Annotated in this window: 15 protein-coding genes; 8 read left to right on the top strand and 7 right to left on the bottom strand. The window is 66.7% G+C overall.

Going from position 1 to position 16,249, the window contains the following annotated elements:
• Nucleotides 1–19: 19 nt before the first annotated feature.
• Nucleotides 20–1,036: a cell division protein ZipA C-terminal FtsZ-binding domain-containing protein gene (locus CCA01S_RS12300; RefSeq protein WP_066458953.1), complete on the top strand. Its 1,017-nt coding sequence runs from the start codon at nucleotides 20–22 to the stop codon at nucleotides 1,034–1,036.
• Nucleotides 1,036–3,177 (top strand): NAD-dependent DNA ligase LigA, encoded by a 2,142-nt coding sequence (gene ligA, locus CCA01S_RS12305; protein ID WP_066458954.1) that lies wholly within the window; start codon nucleotides 1,036–1,038, stop codon nucleotides 3,175–3,177. The genes CCA01S_RS12300 and ligA overlap by 1 nt, the downstream gene beginning before the upstream one ends.
• 140 nt (nucleotides 3,178–3,317) lie before the next feature.
• On the opposite strand, the gene CCA01S_RS12310 is transcribed toward ligA, so the two are convergent.
• From CCA01S_RS12310 to msrB, 4 genes are read right to left on the bottom strand one after another with little or no spacing between them, the layout of a single operon-like run.
• Nucleotides 3,318–4,115: a peptidylprolyl isomerase gene (locus tag CCA01S_RS12310; protein WP_066458955.1), complete on the bottom strand. Its 798-nt coding sequence runs from the start codon at nucleotides 4,113–4,115 to the stop codon at nucleotides 3,318–3,320.
• The gene (locus CCA01S_RS12315; RefSeq protein WP_066458957.1) at nucleotides 4,112–4,402 is read right to left on the bottom strand and encodes a BolA family protein; all 291 of its coding nucleotides are present in this window, start codon (nucleotides 4,400–4,402) and stop codon (nucleotides 4,112–4,114) included. Before CCA01S_RS12315 ends, CCA01S_RS12310 begins: the two co-directional genes overlap by 4 nt.
• A gap of 3 nt (nucleotides 4,403–4,405) precedes the next feature.
• Nucleotides 4,406–4,987, bottom strand: a complete 582-nt coding sequence (locus tag CCA01S_RS12320) for a septation protein A (protein WP_066458959.1) — start codon at nucleotides 4,985–4,987, stop codon at nucleotides 4,406–4,408.
• A complete protein-coding gene (gene msrB, locus CCA01S_RS12325; RefSeq protein ID WP_066458960.1) occupies nucleotides 4,984–5,379 on the bottom strand; it encodes a peptide-methionine (R)-S-oxide reductase MsrB in 396 nt (131 codons plus the stop codon). The genes CCA01S_RS12320 and msrB overlap by 4 nt, the downstream gene beginning before the upstream one ends.
• 299 nt (nucleotides 5,380–5,678) lie before the next feature.
• Between msrB and CCA01S_RS12330 the strand changes: the two genes are divergently transcribed.
• From CCA01S_RS12330 to CCA01S_RS12345, 4 genes are all read left to right on the top strand, one after another.
• Nucleotides 5,679–6,848, top strand: a complete 1,170-nt coding sequence (locus CCA01S_RS12330) for an ABC transporter substrate-binding protein (RefSeq protein WP_066458961.1) — start codon at nucleotides 5,679–5,681, stop codon at nucleotides 6,846–6,848.
• Nucleotides 6,849–6,986: 138 nt separating this feature from the next.
• Entirely contained in the window at nucleotides 6,987–8,024 is a 1,038-nt protein-coding gene (locus CCA01S_RS12335) for a branched-chain amino acid ABC transporter permease (RefSeq protein ID WP_066459017.1), read from the top strand.
• A 4-nt stretch (nucleotides 8,025–8,028) separates the two neighbouring features.
• Nucleotides 8,029–9,930 (top strand): branched-chain amino acid ABC transporter ATP-binding protein/permease, encoded by a 1,902-nt coding sequence (locus CCA01S_RS12340; RefSeq protein WP_084386736.1) that lies wholly within the window; start codon nucleotides 8,029–8,031, stop codon nucleotides 9,928–9,930.
• Nucleotides 9,930–10,685, top strand: a complete 756-nt coding sequence (locus CCA01S_RS12345) for an ABC transporter ATP-binding protein (RefSeq protein WP_066458965.1) — start codon at nucleotides 9,930–9,932, stop codon at nucleotides 10,683–10,685. The genes CCA01S_RS12340 and CCA01S_RS12345 overlap by 1 nt, the downstream gene beginning before the upstream one ends.
• Before the next feature lie 88 nt (nucleotides 10,686–10,773).
• On the opposite strand, the gene CCA01S_RS12350 is transcribed toward CCA01S_RS12345, so the two are convergent.
• The 3 genes from CCA01S_RS12350 to CCA01S_RS12360 are packed head-to-tail and all read right to left on the bottom strand — an operon-like array spanning nucleotide 10,774 to nucleotide 14,198.
• Entirely contained in the window at nucleotides 10,774–12,192 is a 1,419-nt protein-coding gene (locus tag CCA01S_RS12350; protein WP_066458968.1) for a dihydrolipoamide acetyltransferase family protein, read from the bottom strand.
• A 15-nt stretch (nucleotides 12,193–12,207) separates the two neighbouring features.
• The gene (locus CCA01S_RS12355) at nucleotides 12,208–13,182 is read right to left on the bottom strand and encodes an alpha-ketoacid dehydrogenase subunit beta (RefSeq protein ID WP_066458969.1); all 975 of its coding nucleotides are present in this window, start codon (nucleotides 13,180–13,182) and stop codon (nucleotides 12,208–12,210) included.
• Nucleotides 13,179–14,198, bottom strand: a complete 1,020-nt coding sequence (locus tag CCA01S_RS12360) for a thiamine pyrophosphate-dependent dehydrogenase E1 component subunit alpha (protein ID WP_066458971.1) — start codon at nucleotides 14,196–14,198, stop codon at nucleotides 13,179–13,181. The genes CCA01S_RS12355 and CCA01S_RS12360 overlap by 4 nt, the downstream gene beginning before the upstream one ends.
• Before the next feature lie 349 nt (nucleotides 14,199–14,547).
• Here CCA01S_RS12360 and CCA01S_RS12365 point away from each other — a divergent pair, with 349 nt between their 5' ends.
• Complete coding sequence (locus CCA01S_RS12365) at nucleotides 14,548–15,750, top strand: ABC transporter substrate-binding protein (protein WP_066458973.1); 1,203 nt, start codon at nucleotides 14,548–14,550, stop codon at nucleotides 15,748–15,750.
• Nucleotides 15,751–15,838: 88 nt separating this feature from the next.
• Nucleotides 15,839–16,234, top strand: coding sequence for a DUF2946 family protein (locus tag CCA01S_RS12370; RefSeq protein WP_146030614.1), 396 nt, complete (start codon nucleotides 15,839–15,841; stop codon nucleotides 16,232–16,234).
• Nucleotides 16,235–16,249 lie beyond the last annotated feature (15 nt).

Here is a 16,249-nt window from a genome sequence, read left to right on the forward strand (position 1 = left end):
GCAGGAGAATGGGGTTGATATGAGCGATTTGCAGATTTTGCTGATTTCCATCGGCGCGGCCTTGATCGTGGTCGTGCTGCTGTACAACGGCTGGCAAGACTGGCGGGCGCGACGCAGCATGCGCGCGACCGAACCCGAAGCCGCGCATGACGTGCTCATGCAAGATCGTCCGGACAGCGTGGCGCGGCGCGAACCCGGCCTCTGGGAAGCCGAACCCGCATCCGCGCCTGCCGCCGTGCCTGCTGACGAAGCCCCCGAGATCGATGCCGCCTGCGAAGCCGTCATCGACATCGCGCTGGCGCATCCGGTGGCGGGCGAACTGCTGGCCGAGGCCGTGCACTCGGTCACGCGCGTGGGCAAGAAGGCGGTGCGGGTATTCGCCGAACGCGAGGGCGGCGGCCATCGCAGCCGGGTGCTGGCCGACGAGGCCTACGTGGCTTTGCAGCTGGTGGTCGTGCTGGCCAACCGCAGCGGGCCGCTCACGGCCATCGAATGGTCGAACCTCTGGACGCTGGCGCAGAACCTGGCCGAACGTTTCGACGGCCAGATCGAAGCGCCCGACCAGGACGTCGTGCTGAAGAAGGCGCTCGAACTCGATGCCGGCTGCGCGGCCATGGATGCGCAAGTGGGCCTGATCCTGCAGCTGAACCAGCCGCAGGCCGCGGGCGCCATCACCGAGGCGGCGGCCGGCGTGGGTTTCGTGCATACCCGTGGGCAGTGGGCCTGGATGGCTGAAAACGGCATGCCGCGCTTCGTGCTGCAGATCGACCAGCCGGGCGGCGAGCCTGCGCACCGGGTCGATCTCATCCTTGACGTGCCCAACAGCATTCCGGACGACCAGGCCTTCAGCCGCATGGTGGCCGTGAGCCGCGACCTGGCCCAGCGCCTGGACGCCCACGTGCTCGACGACCAGGGGCGCACCTTCCAGGACACGTCGGCGCCGGTCATCGACAAGCAGATCAGCGCCCTGTACGACCAGCTGGACAAGGCCGGCTTTCTGGCGGGCACCGAGCGCACGGCACGGGTGTTTTCATAATGCCGTCTGCTTCAGGGGCCGTGTTCGATCATCTGCAACAGCTGCGCGCCGAGATCGAGGCCCACAACCGCCGCTACTACGTGGACGACGCTCCCATCATCTCCGATGCGCAGTACGACCAGCTGATGGTCGAGCTGCAGGCCATCGAGCAGGCGCACCCCGACTGGGTCACCCCCGATTCACCGACGCAGCGGGTGGGCGCCGCGCCACTGAGCCATTTTCAGCCGGTGCACCATGCCGTGCGCATGCTGTCGCTGGCCAATGCCTTCACCGCCGAGGACATCCAGGCCTTTGACGAGCGGGTGTCCGCGGCCCTGGCCGAATCCGGCCTGCTGGCCGCCGCGACCGAGGCACCCGACACCGTGACGGGCCAGGCGGCCCAGGCCGGGCAGGCCGACCTCTTTCCCCCGGCGGCCGCCGCGGCGCCGGGTGTGGCCTACATGGCCGAGTACAAATTCGATGGCCTGGCCGTCAGCCTGCGCTACGAGGCCGGGCGGCTGGCGCAGGCCGCCACGCGTGGCGACGGCGCCGATGGCGAAGACATCACGGCCAATATCCGTACCTTGCGCTCGGTGCCGCTGCGCCTGCTGGGCGAGGCGCCCGCCGTGCTGGAAGTGCGCGGCGAAGTGCTCATGGCGCGCGCCGACTTCACCCGCCTGAACGACGCCCAGGTGGCCCGTGGCGACAAGCCTTTTGTCAACCCGCGCAACGCGGCGGCGGGCAGCCTGCGCCAGCTCGATCCCCGTGTGACGGCCACCCGGCCCCTGCGCTTCTACGCCTATGGCTGGGGGCAGGTGCAAGACGCGGCGGGCCGCGCGCTGCAGCCGCGCGCCACGCACGCCGACATGCTCGACTGGCTGGCCGCGTTCGGCTTTGCCGTCAGTCCGGGGCGCACCCTGTGCCACGGGGCGGACGCGCTGCTGCGCTTCTACGAACAGGTGGGTGCCGCCCGTGCCGGGCTGCCCTACGGCATCGACGGGGTGGTCTACAAGGTCAACGACCTGCGTGCCCAGGCGGTGCTGGGCTTCGTGGCGCGTGCGCCGCGTTTTGCCATTGCGCACAAATTTCCCGCCCAAGAGGAAACCACGCGCCTGCTGGGCATCGACGTGCAGGTGGGCCGCACGGGGGCGCTGACGCCCGTGGCGCGCCTGCAGCCGGTGTTCGTGGGCGGAGTGACGGTTACCAACGCCACCTTGCACAACGAGGATGAAATCCACCGCAAGGACGTGCGCATCGGCGACACCGTCGTGGTGCGCCGCGCGGGCGACGTCATCCCCGAAGTCGTCGGCCCCGTGCTCGACTTGCGGCCCGCCGACGCGCGGCCTTTCGATCTCGCCGCCGCCTGTCCGGTGTGCCCCGAGTGCGGCTCGGCGGTCGAGCGCCCCGAGGGCGAGGCCATCACGCGCTGCACGGGCGGGCTGTTTTGCCCGGCCCAGCGCAAGCAGACGCTGTGGCATGCCGCCAGCCGCAAGGCGCTGGACATCGACGGCCTGGGCGACAAGCTCATCGAACAACTGGTGGATGGCGGGCGCGTCCGTACCCTGGCCGACCTCTACGGCCTGGGCGAGCTTGAACTGTCCACTTATCCGCGCATGGGCCTGAAGTCGGCGCAGAACCTGGTGCGCGAAATCGACCGCAGCCGCCGCCCCAGCCTGTCCCGGCTGCTGTATGCCCTGGGCATCCGGCACGTGGGCGAGACCACGGCGCGCGATATCGCGCGTCATTTCGGGTCGCTGCAGGCGGTGTTGCAGGCGTCCGAAGACGATTTTCTCCAGGTGCCCGACGTCGGCCCGGTGGTGGCGGCCTCGATCCACCGCTTCTTTGCCGAGGCCCACAACCGCGAGGTGGTGGCGGCCCTGCAGGCCGCCGGGGTCGAGCCTCAGGCCGAGGCGGCGCTCGCGGGCGACAAGCCGCTGGCGGGCAAGACGCTGGTGCTCACCGGCACGCTGCCCACGCTGTCGCGCGACGAGGCCACGCGCCTGGTTCTTGCCGCCGGGGGCAAGGTCAGCGGCTCGGTGTCGCGCAAGACGGCCTGGGTGGTGGCGGGTGAAGAGGCCGGCAGCAAGCTGGTCAAGGCGCAAGAGCTGGGCGTGCCCGTGCTGGACGAGGCGGGCCTGCAGGCCTTGCTGGGCGGGGGCTGAAGCCGTCGGCGCACGGCTCCTCGGGGGTCGGGCAAGCCGCCCCCGCAGCGCGTTGCTGCGTTTTGCGCCTGGGCTGCTTGGGGCCAGATACGGCAACGGCCTCGTGAGAGGCCGTTGTCGGGTGATGCTCGGGCGAGAGACTACTTGGCGGCGGCGCTGTTGTCCACGACCTTGGCGTCTTTCATCAGGCTCTTCTGATAGGCGGCCAGGGCCTGCTGGCGCATCATTTCCTCGAGTTGCGGCTTGGCCTCGTCAAACGAGGGGAAGGCCACCGGGCGCACGTCTTCCACCTGGATGATGTGCCAGCCAAACTGGCTCTTCACGGGCGTTGCGCTGGTTTCGCCCTTTTTCATGGCTTCCACGGCCTTGGCGAATTCGGGCACGTAGTTGCTGGTGGGGCCCCAGCCCAGCTCGCCGCCGTTCTTGCCGCTGCCGGTATCGATGGAGTCTTTCTTGGCGGCGGCTTCAAAGGTGGTCTTCTTGGCCTTGATCGATTTGATGAGGGCCTTGGCCGTGTCTTCGTCCTTCACCAGGATGTGGCGCAGCTTGTATTCCTTGCGGTCGGCCTGTTCAGCCTTGATGGAGTCGTATTCTTTTTTCAGGTCGGCTTCGGTGACCGGGTGGTCTTTCAGGTACTTGGCCATCAGGGCGCGCACCAGGATGCTTTGCGAGGCAAGCTCGGTTTCTTGCTGCACGGCGGGGTCTTTCTGCAGGCCGACCTTCTCGGCGGCTTGCACGGCCACCAGGCGGTTGATCATCTCTTGCTTCACCTGATCGCGCAGCTGGGGCGAGTCTTGTGCGCCCTGGCTGACCAGCAGGCTGACGAACTGGTCGAATTTGGCCTGGGTGATCCCCTGGCCGTTGACGGTGACGAGGTCTTTGGCATAGACCGGCAGGGCCAAAGAGCAGGCCAGGGCCACAACAGCAAAACGTTTCATGAATGTCCTTCTTGGGGGGTGGTGGCCTCGATGGCCAGTGCGTGAATGGGGTGAGGCATGAGATCTCGCACGCAATCATACACAAGACGATGACGCGCCAGCGTGCCGAGCCCCTGGAATTGCTTGGACACGATCTGCACGCGAAAGTGCCGTGCGCCGCCGCGTGCGCCGGCGTGGCCGACATGCAGGTGCGAGTCGTCGGTGAGGTTGAGCGTGGTGGGGCTCAAGGCCTGCAGGCGCTGGGTGATCTGCGTCTGCAGCTCGGTGGGGGATGGCGTGTCGGGCATTGCTTACGAGGGGTCGGTGCGGTCGGTGACGGCCTGTTCGCCGCTGGCGTCGGCCTGGATGTGGCGGCCCAGCCAGACCGACTGCACCACCACGAAGAGCAGCAGCAGGATCATCAGGCCGAAGACCTTGAAGTTGACCCACTGGGCTTCGGTGAAATGGCCGGAAAAGGCCACGTACAGATTGAGCGCCCCCGAGGCGATGAAGAAGGCGGCCCAGCTGTCGTTGAGGCGGCTCCAGGCGCGTTCGGGCAGGGCGATTTTCTCGCCCATCAGGCGGCGCATCAGGTTGCGCCCCGTGAGCAGGCGCGAGCCGAGCAAGATGACGGCAAACAGCCAGTACAGCACGGTGGGCTTCCACTTGATGAAGGTGTCGTCGTGAAACAGCAGCGTGGCCCCGCCAAAGACGACGATGACGCTGAGGTTGATCCAGTGCGTGCCCTCGATGGCGCGGCCCGTGAGCCGCAACCAGAGTATCTGCGCCACCGCCGCCACCATGGCCACACCCGTGGCCACGTAGATGTCGGCGAACTTGAACGCCAGGAAAAACAGAATGAGGGGGAAAAGGTCGAAAAGCAGCTTTTTCATTCGGCCGGTACGAATTTGAGCGAGAGTGAGTTGATGCAGTAGCGCAGGCCCGTGGGGGCGGGGCCGTCGTTGAAGACGTGCCCGAGGTGGGCGTCGCAGGTGGCGCAGAGGATTTCAGTGCGGATCATGCCGTGTGTGGTGTCGCGTTCTTCGCGCACGCGGTCGGGCGTGATGGGCTGGAAGTAGCTGGGCCAGCCGCAACCCGCCTCGAATTTGGTGTCGGATTCGAACAGCGGCGTACCGCAGCAGACGCACACGTACGTGCCTGGTTCGTCGGTGTTCCAGTAGCGGCCCGAGAAAGGGCGTTCGGTGTGTTTCAGCCGGGTGACGGCAAATTCGTCGGCGGAGAGCTGATCCCGCCATTGAGCGTCGGTGCGCGTGACCTTGTCCACGACGTGCCTCAAACTAATCAATCTCTTATCTTAAACGAGTTATTCCGTCAGGGGTATGGCGGGTCTGCGATTGCGCCGGTGATTGTGTTGCACTTTGATTCGGGTGCCGGGTCGGCCGCGGGCCGGTGCCGGGCCCCGGACGTAGGCAGCAAATTGCGTAAGCCTGCGATAATATGACGCCAGATTATGTTTCGTGCTGAAATTTCACGGATTCGTAATCACTGATTGCACGATACGACCCCGGCGGGACAGGCAGGGCAAGGTCTGCGCCAGAACACATGATATCGATGGAGACAAGGATGACTTTTGCACGTTCCTTTCGGCTGAGCCTGGGGGCCGCGGCCCTGCTGGCAGCACTGCCGCTGGCGGTTTCGGCCCAGATCAAGGTGGGGGTGACGGTCTCGTCCACGGGGCCCGCCGCGTCCCTGGGCATCCCCGAACGCAATACGGTGGCCCTGTTGCCCACCGAGATCGGCGGCGAAAAGGTCGAGTACATCGTGCTCGACGATGCCACCGACACCACGCAGGCGGTGAAAAACATCCGCAAGCTCACCGCCGACGACCACGTCGATGTCGTGCTGGGCACGTCGGTGGTGCCGGGTTCGCTGGCCATGTCCGACGTGGCCGCCGAAACCGGCACGCCCATGATCAGCGTGGCGGCGGGCGCCAAGCTGGTGCAGCCGGTCGATGGCGTGCGCAAGTGGGTGTTCAAGACGCCGCAAAACGACGCCCTGATGGCGGGCGCCCTGGCCGACGCCATGGTCAAGCAGCACATCAAGACCCTGGGTTTCATCGGTTTCAGCGATGCCTACGGCGACGGCTGGTATCAAGAGATGAAAAAGGCCGCCGAGGCCAAGGGCATCAAGCTCGTGGCCGCCGAACGCTTTGCGCGTCCCGACACCAGCGTCACCGGCCAGGTGCTCAAGCTGCTGGCGGCCAAGCCGGACGGCATTCTCATTGCCGCCTCGGGGACGCCGGTGGCCTTGCCGCAGCGCGAGCTGGTCGATCGCGGCTACAAGGGGCAAATCTATCAGACGCACGGGGCGGCCAATAACGACGTGCTGCGGGTCTGCGGCAAAGACTGCAATGGCATGATCCTGCCCGCCGGCCCGCTGCTGGTGGCCCAGCAGCTGCCCGACAGCAATCCGGTCAAGAAAAGCGCCCTGGTCTACGTGCATGCCTACGAGGCCAAATATGGCGTGGGGGCCACCAACACCTTCGGCGGCCACCTGTGGGATGCCGGGCAGCTCATCAACGACGCCATCCCGCGCGCGCTCAAGGCCGGGGCCAAACCGGGCACGCCCGCGTTTCGCGCCGCCCTGCGCGATGCGCTCGAACAGGTCAAAGAACTGCCCGCCTCGCAGGGGGTATTCAACATGAGCGCCACCGACCACGCCGGGCTCGACACCCGGGGCCGCGTGATGGTCAAGGTGATCGATGGCAAATGGACGTATCAGCCCGATCTGTGAGCATGATGTGAGCAATGTCCAGGGCCTGAGCGGCCATCCGATGATGTGCCGGGGGTGTGCTGCCTGTCCCATGCCGTCTGGCCTGTCGATGATACAGGCCGCTCCAGGGCGGGCGTCCGCGGCGTGGGGGGGATGGTCGTGGATCTGACCATCGTCCTCATCCTGCTGCAGGACGGCGTCCTCAATGGCGCCATCTATGCCTTGCTGGGCCTGGCTCTGGTGCTGGTGTTTCTCGTCACGCGGGTGATCTTCATCCCGCAGGGCGAGTTCGTCACCTTCGGCGCCCTGTCGCTGGCTTTTCTCGTCAATGGCAAGGTGCCCGGCACGGCGCTGCTGCTGGTGCTGCTGGGCGTGCTGGTGTGCCTGGCCGAGGCCGCCAGCGCCTGGCGCAGCCGCCAGTGGCGCGGCTACGGGCGCACGCTGCTGTGGGCCCTGGGCCTGCCGCTGGCGCTCTGGTGGCTGGCGCCGCTCGTGGCCGCCGACGGGGTGCCGCTGGCATTGCGCGTGGTGTTCGCGCTGCTGCTGGTGATCCCCATGGGCCCCATGATCTACCGCCTGGTCTATCAGCCGGTCGAGCAGGCCAGCGTGCTCGTGCTGCTCATCATCTCGGTGGCGGTGCACTTTGCCATGACCGGCCTGGGCCTGCTGTTCTTTGGCGCCGAGGGCTGGCGCACGCCCGCGCTGCTCGACGGCTCGGTGCAGGTGGGGCCGGTGGCCTGGACGGCCCAGACCTTCGTCGTGCTGGGCAGCTGCGCCGCCCTGATGCTGGCGCTGTGGCTGTTTTTCTCGCGCACCTTGTATGGCCGGGCGCTGCGTGCCACGGCGGTCAACCGGCGCGGCGCCCGGCTGGTGGGCATCAGCACCCGCGTGGCGGGCAGCCTCACCTTCACCCTGGCGGCGGCGGTGGGGGCGCTGTCGGGCATGCTGATCGCCGCCATCACCACCATCTATTACGATACCGGCTTCATCATCGGCCTGAAGGGCTTTGTCGCGGCCATCTTCGGCGGCCTGGTCAGCTATCCGGCCGCCGCGGCGGGGGCGCTGTTCGTCGGCATCCTCGAATCCTTCTCCTCCTTCTGGGCCAGCCCCTTCAAGGAAGCCATTGTGTTCGCGCTCATCATTCCCGTGCTGCTGTGGCGTTCGTTTGGCAGCGTCCAGCTCGATGAAGAGGACTGACCCCATGCGCGTGCGATTGCTCCAGGGCCTGTGCCTGTTGCTGCTGGCGACCTTGCCCTGGTTGCCGGGGGTGCCCGCTTTCTGGATCACCCAGATGAACTACATCGGGCTCTACAGCCTGGTGGTGCTGGGGCTGGTGCTGCTCACCGGCGTGGGGGGCATGACGTCGTTCGGCCAGTCGGCCTTCGTCGGCCTGGGGGCGTATACGACGGCCTGGCTCACGACGGCGGCCCAGCTCTCGCCCTGGCTGGGGCTGCTGGCGGGCTTGCTGCTCACTTGCCTCGTAGCCTATGGCCTGGGGGTCATCACCCTGCGCCTGTCGGGCCATTATCTGCCCTTGTGCACGCTGGCCTGGTGCCTGGCGCTGTACTACCTGTATGGCAACCTCGATTTCCTCGGGCGCTACGACGGCATCGCCGGCATTCCGCCCATCACGCTGGGGCCCTGGTCGCTGGGCGCCAGCGAATCCATGTACCTGCTTATCTGGCTGGTGCTGCTGCTGGCTTTGTGGGCCACGCGCAACCTGCTCGACTCGCGCGCGGGCCGTGCCATCCGGGCCCTGCGCAGCGGCTCGATGGCCGAGTCGTTCGGCGTCGATCTGGCGCACTACAAGGTGGTGGTGTTCGTCTACGCCGCCTTGCTGGGCGGGGTTTCGGGCTGGCTCTACGCCCACATGCAGCGGGCCGTCAGCCCCAGCCCGTTCGGCCTGGGCTACGGTATCGAATACCTGTTCATGGCGGTGGTGGGCGGCTCGGGCAGCGTCTGGGGGGCGGTGGCGGGCGCGGCCACCGTCCTCATCGTCAAAGATCAGCTGCAAAACGTGCTGCCGACGCTCGTGGGATCGGGGGTCAACCTTGAACTGCTCGCCTTCGGGGTGCTGATGATCCTGGTGCTGCAATACGCCCGCGACGGCGTCTGGCCGCTCATCGCCCGCGCGGGCGGCTGGCTGGGCCTGCGCGCCCGGCCCGCGGCGGCGCAGGCGCCCTGGTATGCCCAGGCCGCCGAACTGCCGCGCAGGCCCTTGCCCGCTGTGGGCGAGCGGGTGCTGGACGTCGATCGGGCGCGCAAAGAATTCGGTGGCCTGGTGGCGGTCAACGACATCAGTTTCCAGCTGTGCGCGGGCGAGATCATGGGCCTCATTGGCCCCAATGGCGCGGGCAAAAGCACCACCTTCAACCTCATCAGCGGCGTGCTGCCGCTCAGCGCCGGGCAGGTGCGTTTCATGGGCGAGCGCATCGATGGCCGTTCGGCGCACGACATTGCCCGCCGTGGTCTGGTGCGCAGCTTTCAGCACGTGCAGTTGTTGCCCGACATGAGCGTGCTCGATAACGTGGCCCTGGGGGCGCACTTGCGCAGCCGGGCGGGCGTGGCCGCCGCCGCGCTGCGCCTCGATCGGGCCAGCGAGGCCGCGCTGCTGCGCGAGGCCGCGCGCCAGATCGAGCGGGTGGGGCTGGCCGACGTCATGGAGCAGCCCGCGGGCAGTCTGCCGCTGGGGCGCCAGCGGGTCGTGGAGATCGCCCGCGCCCTGTGCGGCGACCCCATCTTGCTGCTGCTCGACGAGCCTGCCGCCGGGCTGCGCTACCAGGAAAAGCAGGCCCTGGCCGCCGTGCTCGACCAGCTGCGGCGCGAAGGCATGAGCCTGTTGCTGGTCGAGCACGATATGGATTTCGTCATGAACCTGACCGACCACCTGCTGGTCATGGATTTCGGCACCCAGCTGGCCGAAGGCGTGCCCGCCGACATCCAGGCCAACCCCGCCGTGCTTGAAGCCTATCTGGGCGGGCTGGATGATGACTGGGAGGTGCCCGTTGCCGCCCCAACCGGGGCGCCAGGGGCGGCCATCGCCCCGGTTGCGGCCACCCCGGTGGTGCCCGGCGTGGCGACCCGCCTGGGAGAGGGATCGTGATGGCCGATCACGACACCTTGCTGGCGCTGCGCGGGCTGTCGGCGAGCTATGGCAAAGTGGCCGCGCTCGACCCCCTGGACCTCACCGTCGAGCGAGGACAGATCGTCACGGTCATCGGGGCCAACGGTGCGGGCAAGTCCACCTTGCTCAACGCCATCATGGGGGCCTTGCCCAACCGTGGGCACAGCCGGGGCCACATCCTGTTTCAAGGGCGGGACATCCAGGGCTGGGACATCGAGCGCCGCGTGGGCGAGGGGCTGACCCTGGTGCCCGAGCGCCGCGAGCTTTTTGCCAGCATGTCGGTTCATGACAACCTGCTGTTGGGCGGCTTTCGTCTGCATCGGGCGGGAGTGCGTGGCTGGCGGGACACCCTGGACGAGGTGTACGCCCTGTTTCCGCGCCTGCGCGAGCGCGCCGCACAGCTGGCGGGCACGCTGTCGGGCGGCGAGCGCCAGATGCTGGCCGTGGGGCGCGCGCTCATGGCGCGCCCGGCCCTGCTCATGCTCGATGAGCCCAGCCTGGGCCTTGCGCCCCGCGTGGTGCGTGAAATCTTCCAGACCATCGCCCAGTTGCGCACGACAGGCGTGTCCATCCTGCTGGTGGAACAGAACGCCCGCGCCGCTCTGCACGTGGCCGATACCGGCTACGTGCTGGAAACCGGCGCGGTCGTGCTCAGCGGCCCGGCGGCCATGCTGGCGGGCCACCCGCGCGTGGTTGAAAGCTACCTGGGCCTGGGGCGCCAGACAGCAGGCTGATTTGCCGTGGCAGACTGCTTCTGTCGCGCCAGGGCGCGGTCGCCGACACCAGCGCCCCATTGCTGGGGGCTGGCACCGGGTTTCTTGCTTAGGGTGCCCACTGCTCCAGTCGCTGGCGCACGTCGGCCAGATACGCGAAACCCAGCGCGCCGTCGATGATGCGGTGATCCATGCTCAGCGAGAGCACCATGATGGGGCGGATCACGATGGTGTCGCTGCCTTCGAGAACGACGGGCCGCCGGACGATGGCGTTGGCCGCCAGTACCGCCACCTGGGGCTGGTTGATGATGGGCGTGCCTGCGAGCCCGCCCACGGTGCCGGGGTTGGAAAACGAGAACGTCCCACCGGTAACGTCGGCCTGGCTGAGCTGCTGGGCGCGGGCGCGGTGTGTCAGGTCGGTGAGGCGGCGCGCCAGTTCGGCAAAGGGCAGTGAATCGGCATCGTGCACCACGGGCACCACCAGTTCGCGCTTGTCGTGGGTGGCCACGGCAATGCCGAGATTCACGTACGGCTTGATGACGATGGAATCATCCACGACCGAGGCGTTGAGTTCGGGGTAGGCCGCCAGCGCCTGGACGGCCGCATACGCGATGAGCGTGGTGTAGGTCAGGCGCACGCCGGTGGCGGCCTGATGGGCGTCGCGCTGCGTCGCCAGAAACTGGGCCGCCGCCGACATGTCTACTTCCATGAGTGCCGTGGCGTGGGCCGAGATCGTTTGCGACCAGCTCATGTGGTCGGCGATGACCATCCGCTTGGCCGACAGATGACGCACCAGGTCGCGGTCATTGGGACGATAGCGGTAGCGTGCCGGAGGCGTGGGCGGGTATGCCATTGGGGCGGGTGCCGCCGGGGCGGCCTGCATCGGGACGGTGCCCGTGGGGGCCAGCGGTGGCGGGTTGCGCAGGCTGCGGTCGGCGACGTAACGCAGGATGTCTTGCGGGCTGGGCCGGGCCTTGTCCAGCGAGCGGCCCAGCTGTGTCAGTTCTTGCGCGGTCACGTGGTAGCGTGTCGCCAGCTCTTGCGCGCGGCTGCCGATGCGCAGGTCGTGTGCCGGCGTGGCGGCAGCTCGCTGGCGGGCCTCTGTGTGCGCCGGAAAAAGGGTGGCCTGGCTGTTGGCGCCCAGGTGTCCGCGACTGGCGGGTTCGTCAGAGGCGGCCGGGGCAGGGGCTGCGGGGGCAATGTCCGAGACCGTGCGGGTGTCGGATGCGGTGGGTGTGCCGGACGGGGCGGCCGGTGCGCTCATAGCGCTGCTGGCCGACGTGCTGGCGGCCTGCCGGATGCGGGCAATCACGGTGCCCACGGCGACCACGGTGCCGGGTTCGACCAGGGTTTCTTCCAGAATGCCGCTGATTTCGGCCTCGATGGCGGTGTTGACCTTTTCCGTCTCGACCGTGAGCAGCGGTTCGTCCCGGGCGATCGCGTCGCCGGGGGCTTTCAGCCATTCGCTGACGATCCCTTCGGTGAGGGATTCGCCCAGCTGCGGCATGATGACATCGACTAAGGACATGGGTTCGTCTCCAGTTCAGTATTCCAGGGTGCGCAAGGCCGCTGCGACGATTTTGTCCGCATTGGGCAGGACGGCGTCTTCGAGCGGCGGGCTGTACGGAATGGGCACGTCCGCGGCCCCGACGCGGGCGATGGGCGCGTCGAGCTGGTCAAAGGCTTCGGCGGCGATGCGGGCCGCCAGTTCGCCACCAAAACCGCCCGTGAGATGCGCTTCGTGCACCACCAGGGCGCGGTGTGTCCTGGCAATGCTTTGGTAGATGGACTGTTCGTCCAACGGACACAGTGAGCGCAGATCGAGCACCTCGCACTCGTACCCTTGCTGGCCGAGCGTTTCGGCGGCCTCGATGGCGTCGTGCACCATGGCGCCATAGGTGATGATCGTGAGATCGTGGCCCGGACGTTTGATGTCGGCGCTGCCCAGCGGGACGAGAATTTCACCGTCAGGGATCTCCTGGCGTATCTTGCGGTACAGGCGCTTGTGCTCAAAGAAAATGACGGGATTCGGGTCGCGGATGGCGGATTTCAGCAGGCCCAGGGCATCGTAGGGCGTGCTGGGGTAGACGATCTTCAGGCCTGGCACATTGGTGAACCACGCTTCGGGCGATTCGGAATGATAGGGGCCGCCACGTACGCCGCCGCCGCAAGGGGCGCGAAAGACGATGGGGCAGGGCATGCCCCAGCGGTAGTGCACCTTGGCGGCAAAGTTGATGATCTGGTCGAAGGCGCAGGCGATGAAATCGGCGAACTGGAATTCGACCACCGGAATCTGGCCCTCGATGGCCGCGGCGCAGCCCATGCCGACAAAGCCGCTTTCGGCAATGGGCATGTCCATCACCCGCCATTGGCCAAATTCTTCCAGGAACCCGCGCGTCACCTTGAAGGCACCGCCAAAGGCGCCGATATCTTCACCCAACAGAAAGACGCGTTCATCGCGCTGCATTTCTTCGCGCAGCGCCTGGCTGATGGCATCGAGAAATGAAATGGTAGTCATGCCTTGAACACTCCTTGAAGGGCGGTGGCGGCGGCGGGCATGGGCAGGTTCTGTGCGTATTCCACGGCCTCGTCCACTTGTTGTTTGCAGTCTTCGTCGATGGCGGCGACCTCCTCTTCAGAAAAACCGCCGGGCCCTGTCAGGTAAGTGCGCAGCAAAGTGACCGGGTCGCGCGCGTCCCACCAGGCACGCTGGGCTTCGGGGACGTAGCCCATGTCGTCGTGTTCGCCATGGCCGCGCATGCGGAAGCATTTGAATTCCAGCAGATAGGGGCCGTTGCCCGCGCGCACGTAGTCGATGGCTTCGCGGGCCATGCGCCGCACCTCGAAGACGTCGTTGCCAAAGCCGATGGCCGATGGAATGCCGAAGGCCGCGCTGCGCTCGGCCACGTGCTTGACGGGCATTTCGTGTTCGGGCGACGTCGAGTAGGCGTAGCCGTTGTTCTCGATGATGACCAGCAGGGGCAGCTTGTGGATGGCGGCGATGCTCAGGCCTTCGTAGAAGTCGCCCGGGCTCGTTGCCCCGTCGCCCGTGAAGGCCACATTGATGCGGCTTTCGCCCCGCTGCCGGAAGGCCAGCGCGAACCCGGCCCCGGATGGAATCCACGACGCCATGGAACCGTTGTGATAGGGGGCGATGCCGTAGTGCTTGAGGTCGGCAAGAAACAGCCCCAGGTCTTTGCCGTGCGAGGGCGCCTGGTCTTTGCCGAACCAGCGGGCCATGACGTGGCGCGGGTCTACCCCGCGCACGAACCAGCCCGCAAGGTTGCGGGCCACCGTGGAGATGTAGTCGTCGGGTTGCAGCAGGCTGGTGACGCCGGTGGCGATCGCCTCTTGACCGGTGCCCAGGTAGACTGCCCCGGCAATCTTGCCCTGCCGGTAGAGGCGCCCAAGCCGAGTCTCGAAGCTGCGCGCCAGCTGCATGGGCTTGTACAGCGCGATCAGCGCCTGTCGGGATAGGGTTTCAGAGGGTTGCAGTGCCTGTCTGTCCAGCGCGGGGGATACATATTCGCTCATCTCCTCTCCTTGGTAATCTCTGGGCCGGCGCCAGCCGCCGGGCCGCTGAGTCAGGAATGTTTATTTCATTTCAAAAAAATTTAGAAATGAAGTTTGTTCGAAAATCCTAGCACGCACTGATTTGCTTTCAGGCAATACATGGCTTCAGCACATGGTTAAGGAACTCCGAAGCCCGTCGAGCGGCAAGCAGGCGTTGCGACCTGTCCGGAGGCTTTTCGCCTGTTTTCCGCACGCCGACGCATTGACAGGCGGATTCGCCGAACGATAACCTCAAGGAGAAGTCCCCGTGGGGTGCTGGTTCCGACTCATCCGGGGTCTTGCAAGACAACAATATCCACGGAGACAGTCAATGAAAATGAAGCGGTTGTTGCTGTGCATGGCGCTTTCCGCCGCCCTGCCTCAGTTTGCCGGGGCCGCCGAGCCCCTGCGTATCGGCATCCTCAACGATCAGTCGGGCCTGTATTCCGATTTCGGCGGGGTCACGTCCGTCACGGCCGCGCAGATGGCCGTGGACGACTTCGGCGGCGAGGTACTGGGGCGCAAGATCGAGGTACTGTCCGCCGACCACCAGAACAAGACCGACGTGGGCACGTCCATCGCCCGCAAATGGTTCGATCTCGATCACGTCGAGATGATCGGCGATCTCACCAATTCGGCGGTTGCCCTGGCAGTGCAGGGCCTGGCCCAGGAAAAGGGCAAGATCACCATCGCTTCCGGGCCGTTCTCGGCGGCGCTCACGGGCAAGGCCTGCTCGCCGACGGGCTTTCACTGGGCTTTCGACACCTACGCGTCTTCGGTGGGCACGGCCACGGGCCTGGTCAAGGAAGGCGCCAAGAGCTGGTTCATCCTGGCTGCCGACTACGCCTATGGCAAGCAGCTGGCCGCCGACCTCACCAAGGTGGTCGATAAAAACGGCGGCAAGGTCGTGGGCGAGGTCTTCCACCCGGTAGGCGGCTCCGATTTCGCCTCGTTCCTGCTGCAGGCCCAGTCGTCCAAGGCGCAGGCCGTGGCGTTGGCCAATGCCGGGGCCGATACCAGCAACAGCATCAAGCAGGCGGCCGAATTCGGTCTCACCAAGGGTGGGCAAAAGCTCGTGGCGCTGGGCATCGTCATCAGCGACGTCCATGCCCTGGGGCTGGACAAGGCCCAGGGCCTGGTGGCCACCACGCCCTTCTACTGGGATCGCGACGATGCCAGCCGCAAGTTCTCGGCGCGCTTTGAAAAGCTCACCCACCGCGAGCCCGGCATGGTGCAGGCCAGCGTGTATTCCTCCACGCTGCACTACCTGAAGGCGGTCAAGGCGGCGGGCACCACCGATGGCAAGAAGGTGGCCGAAAAGATGCGCGAGCTGCCGGTCGACGACTTCTTCGCCCACAACGGCGTCGTGCGCAAGGATGGCTGGATGGCACACGACATGTACCTGGTCGAAGTCAAGACCCCGGCAGAATCCAAGGGGCCTTGGGATTACTACAAGGTACTGCGCACGCTGCCCGCCAGCCTGGTGTCGGTGCCCTTGTCCGAAAGCACCTGCCCGTTGGTGAAACAGGGCTGATGCATGATCAGGCCGTGGCGCGGCTGTCCAGGCGGGCCGCCGCGCCGCGTGCGTGGCGGCCCGTGATCCGCGCGTATACTTCCTTTCCATGAAACCCCAAGGCCGTCGTCCGCTTCGGGGCAGCGCCTTTTCCTGGGCGTGGGCCCTTTGTCTGGCACTGGTGCTGCGCGCACTGGTGCCCGCGGGCTATATGCCCAGTTTCGCCAATGGCGAACTGCCGACGGTCACGCTGTGCGAGATGCAAGGGCCGGGCCTGGGCGGCATGGTGCACGGCGACCACGCCAATGCCGCCAGCGCCTACGACAATCCGCTGCACTTCCTGGCCCAGTGCCTGGGTGGGGCGCCGCTGCCCACGGTGGCGTTCCCGGCGTTCATGGCCTTGTTCGGCGGCTTCGTCGCCCTGGTCTTCACGGTGGCCGTCTGGCGCGCCTCCCGGGTGCGCAGCTCGCCGCTCGGTTCACGCGCACCGCCGTATTTCGCCTAGTGTGCTGTTCGCGGT

The sequence above is a fragment of the Castellaniella caeni NBRC 101664 genome (genome assembly GCF_001592225.1).
Taxonomy (GTDB): Bacteria; Pseudomonadota; Gammaproteobacteria; order Burkholderiales; family Burkholderiaceae_B; genus Castellaniella; species Castellaniella caeni.

Coding starts and splice junctions, on each gene's coding strand:
- CCA01S_RS12310 (WP_066458955.1), bottom strand. CDS start 4,115: ATGAAACGTTTTGCTGTTGTGGCCCTGGCCTGCTCTTTGGCCCTGCCG.
- CCA01S_RS12330 (WP_066458961.1), top strand. CDS start 5,679: ATGACTTTTGCACGTTCCTTTCGGCTGAGCCTGGGGGCCGCGGCCCTG.
- CCA01S_RS12300 (WP_066458953.1), top strand. CDS start 20: ATGAGCGATTTGCAGATTTTGCTGATTTCCATCGGCGCGGCCTTGATC.
- CCA01S_RS12360 (WP_066458971.1), bottom strand. CDS start 14,198: ATGAGCGAATATGTATCCCCCGCGCTGGACAGACAGGCACTGCAACCC.
- CCA01S_RS12340 (WP_084386736.1), top strand. CDS start 8,029: ATGCGCGTGCGATTGCTCCAGGGCCTGTGCCTGTTGCTGCTGGCGACC.
- ligA (WP_066458954.1), top strand. CDS start 1,036: ATGCCGTCTGCTTCAGGGGCCGTGTTCGATCATCTGCAACAGCTGCGC.
- CCA01S_RS12345 (WP_066458965.1), top strand. CDS start 9,930: ATGGCCGATCACGACACCTTGCTGGCGCTGCGCGGGCTGTCGGCGAGC.
- CCA01S_RS12365 (WP_066458973.1), top strand. CDS start 14,548: ATGAAAATGAAGCGGTTGTTGCTGTGCATGGCGCTTTCCGCCGCCCTG.
- CCA01S_RS12320 (WP_066458959.1), bottom strand. CDS start 4,987: ATGAAAAAGCTGCTTTTCGACCTTTTCCCCCTCATTCTGTTTTTCCTG.
- CCA01S_RS12315 (WP_066458957.1), bottom strand. CDS start 4,402: ATGCCCGACACGCCATCCCCCACCGAGCTGCAGACGCAGATCACCCAG.
- CCA01S_RS12350 (WP_066458968.1), bottom strand. CDS start 12,192: ATGTCCTTAGTCGATGTCATCATGCCGCAGCTGGGCGAATCCCTCACC.
- CCA01S_RS12355 (WP_066458969.1), bottom strand. CDS start 13,182: ATGACTACCATTTCATTTCTCGATGCCATCAGCCAGGCGCTGCGCGAA.
- CCA01S_RS12370 (WP_146030614.1), top strand. CDS start 15,839: ATGAAACCCCAAGGCCGTCGTCCGCTTCGGGGCAGCGCCTTTTCCTGG.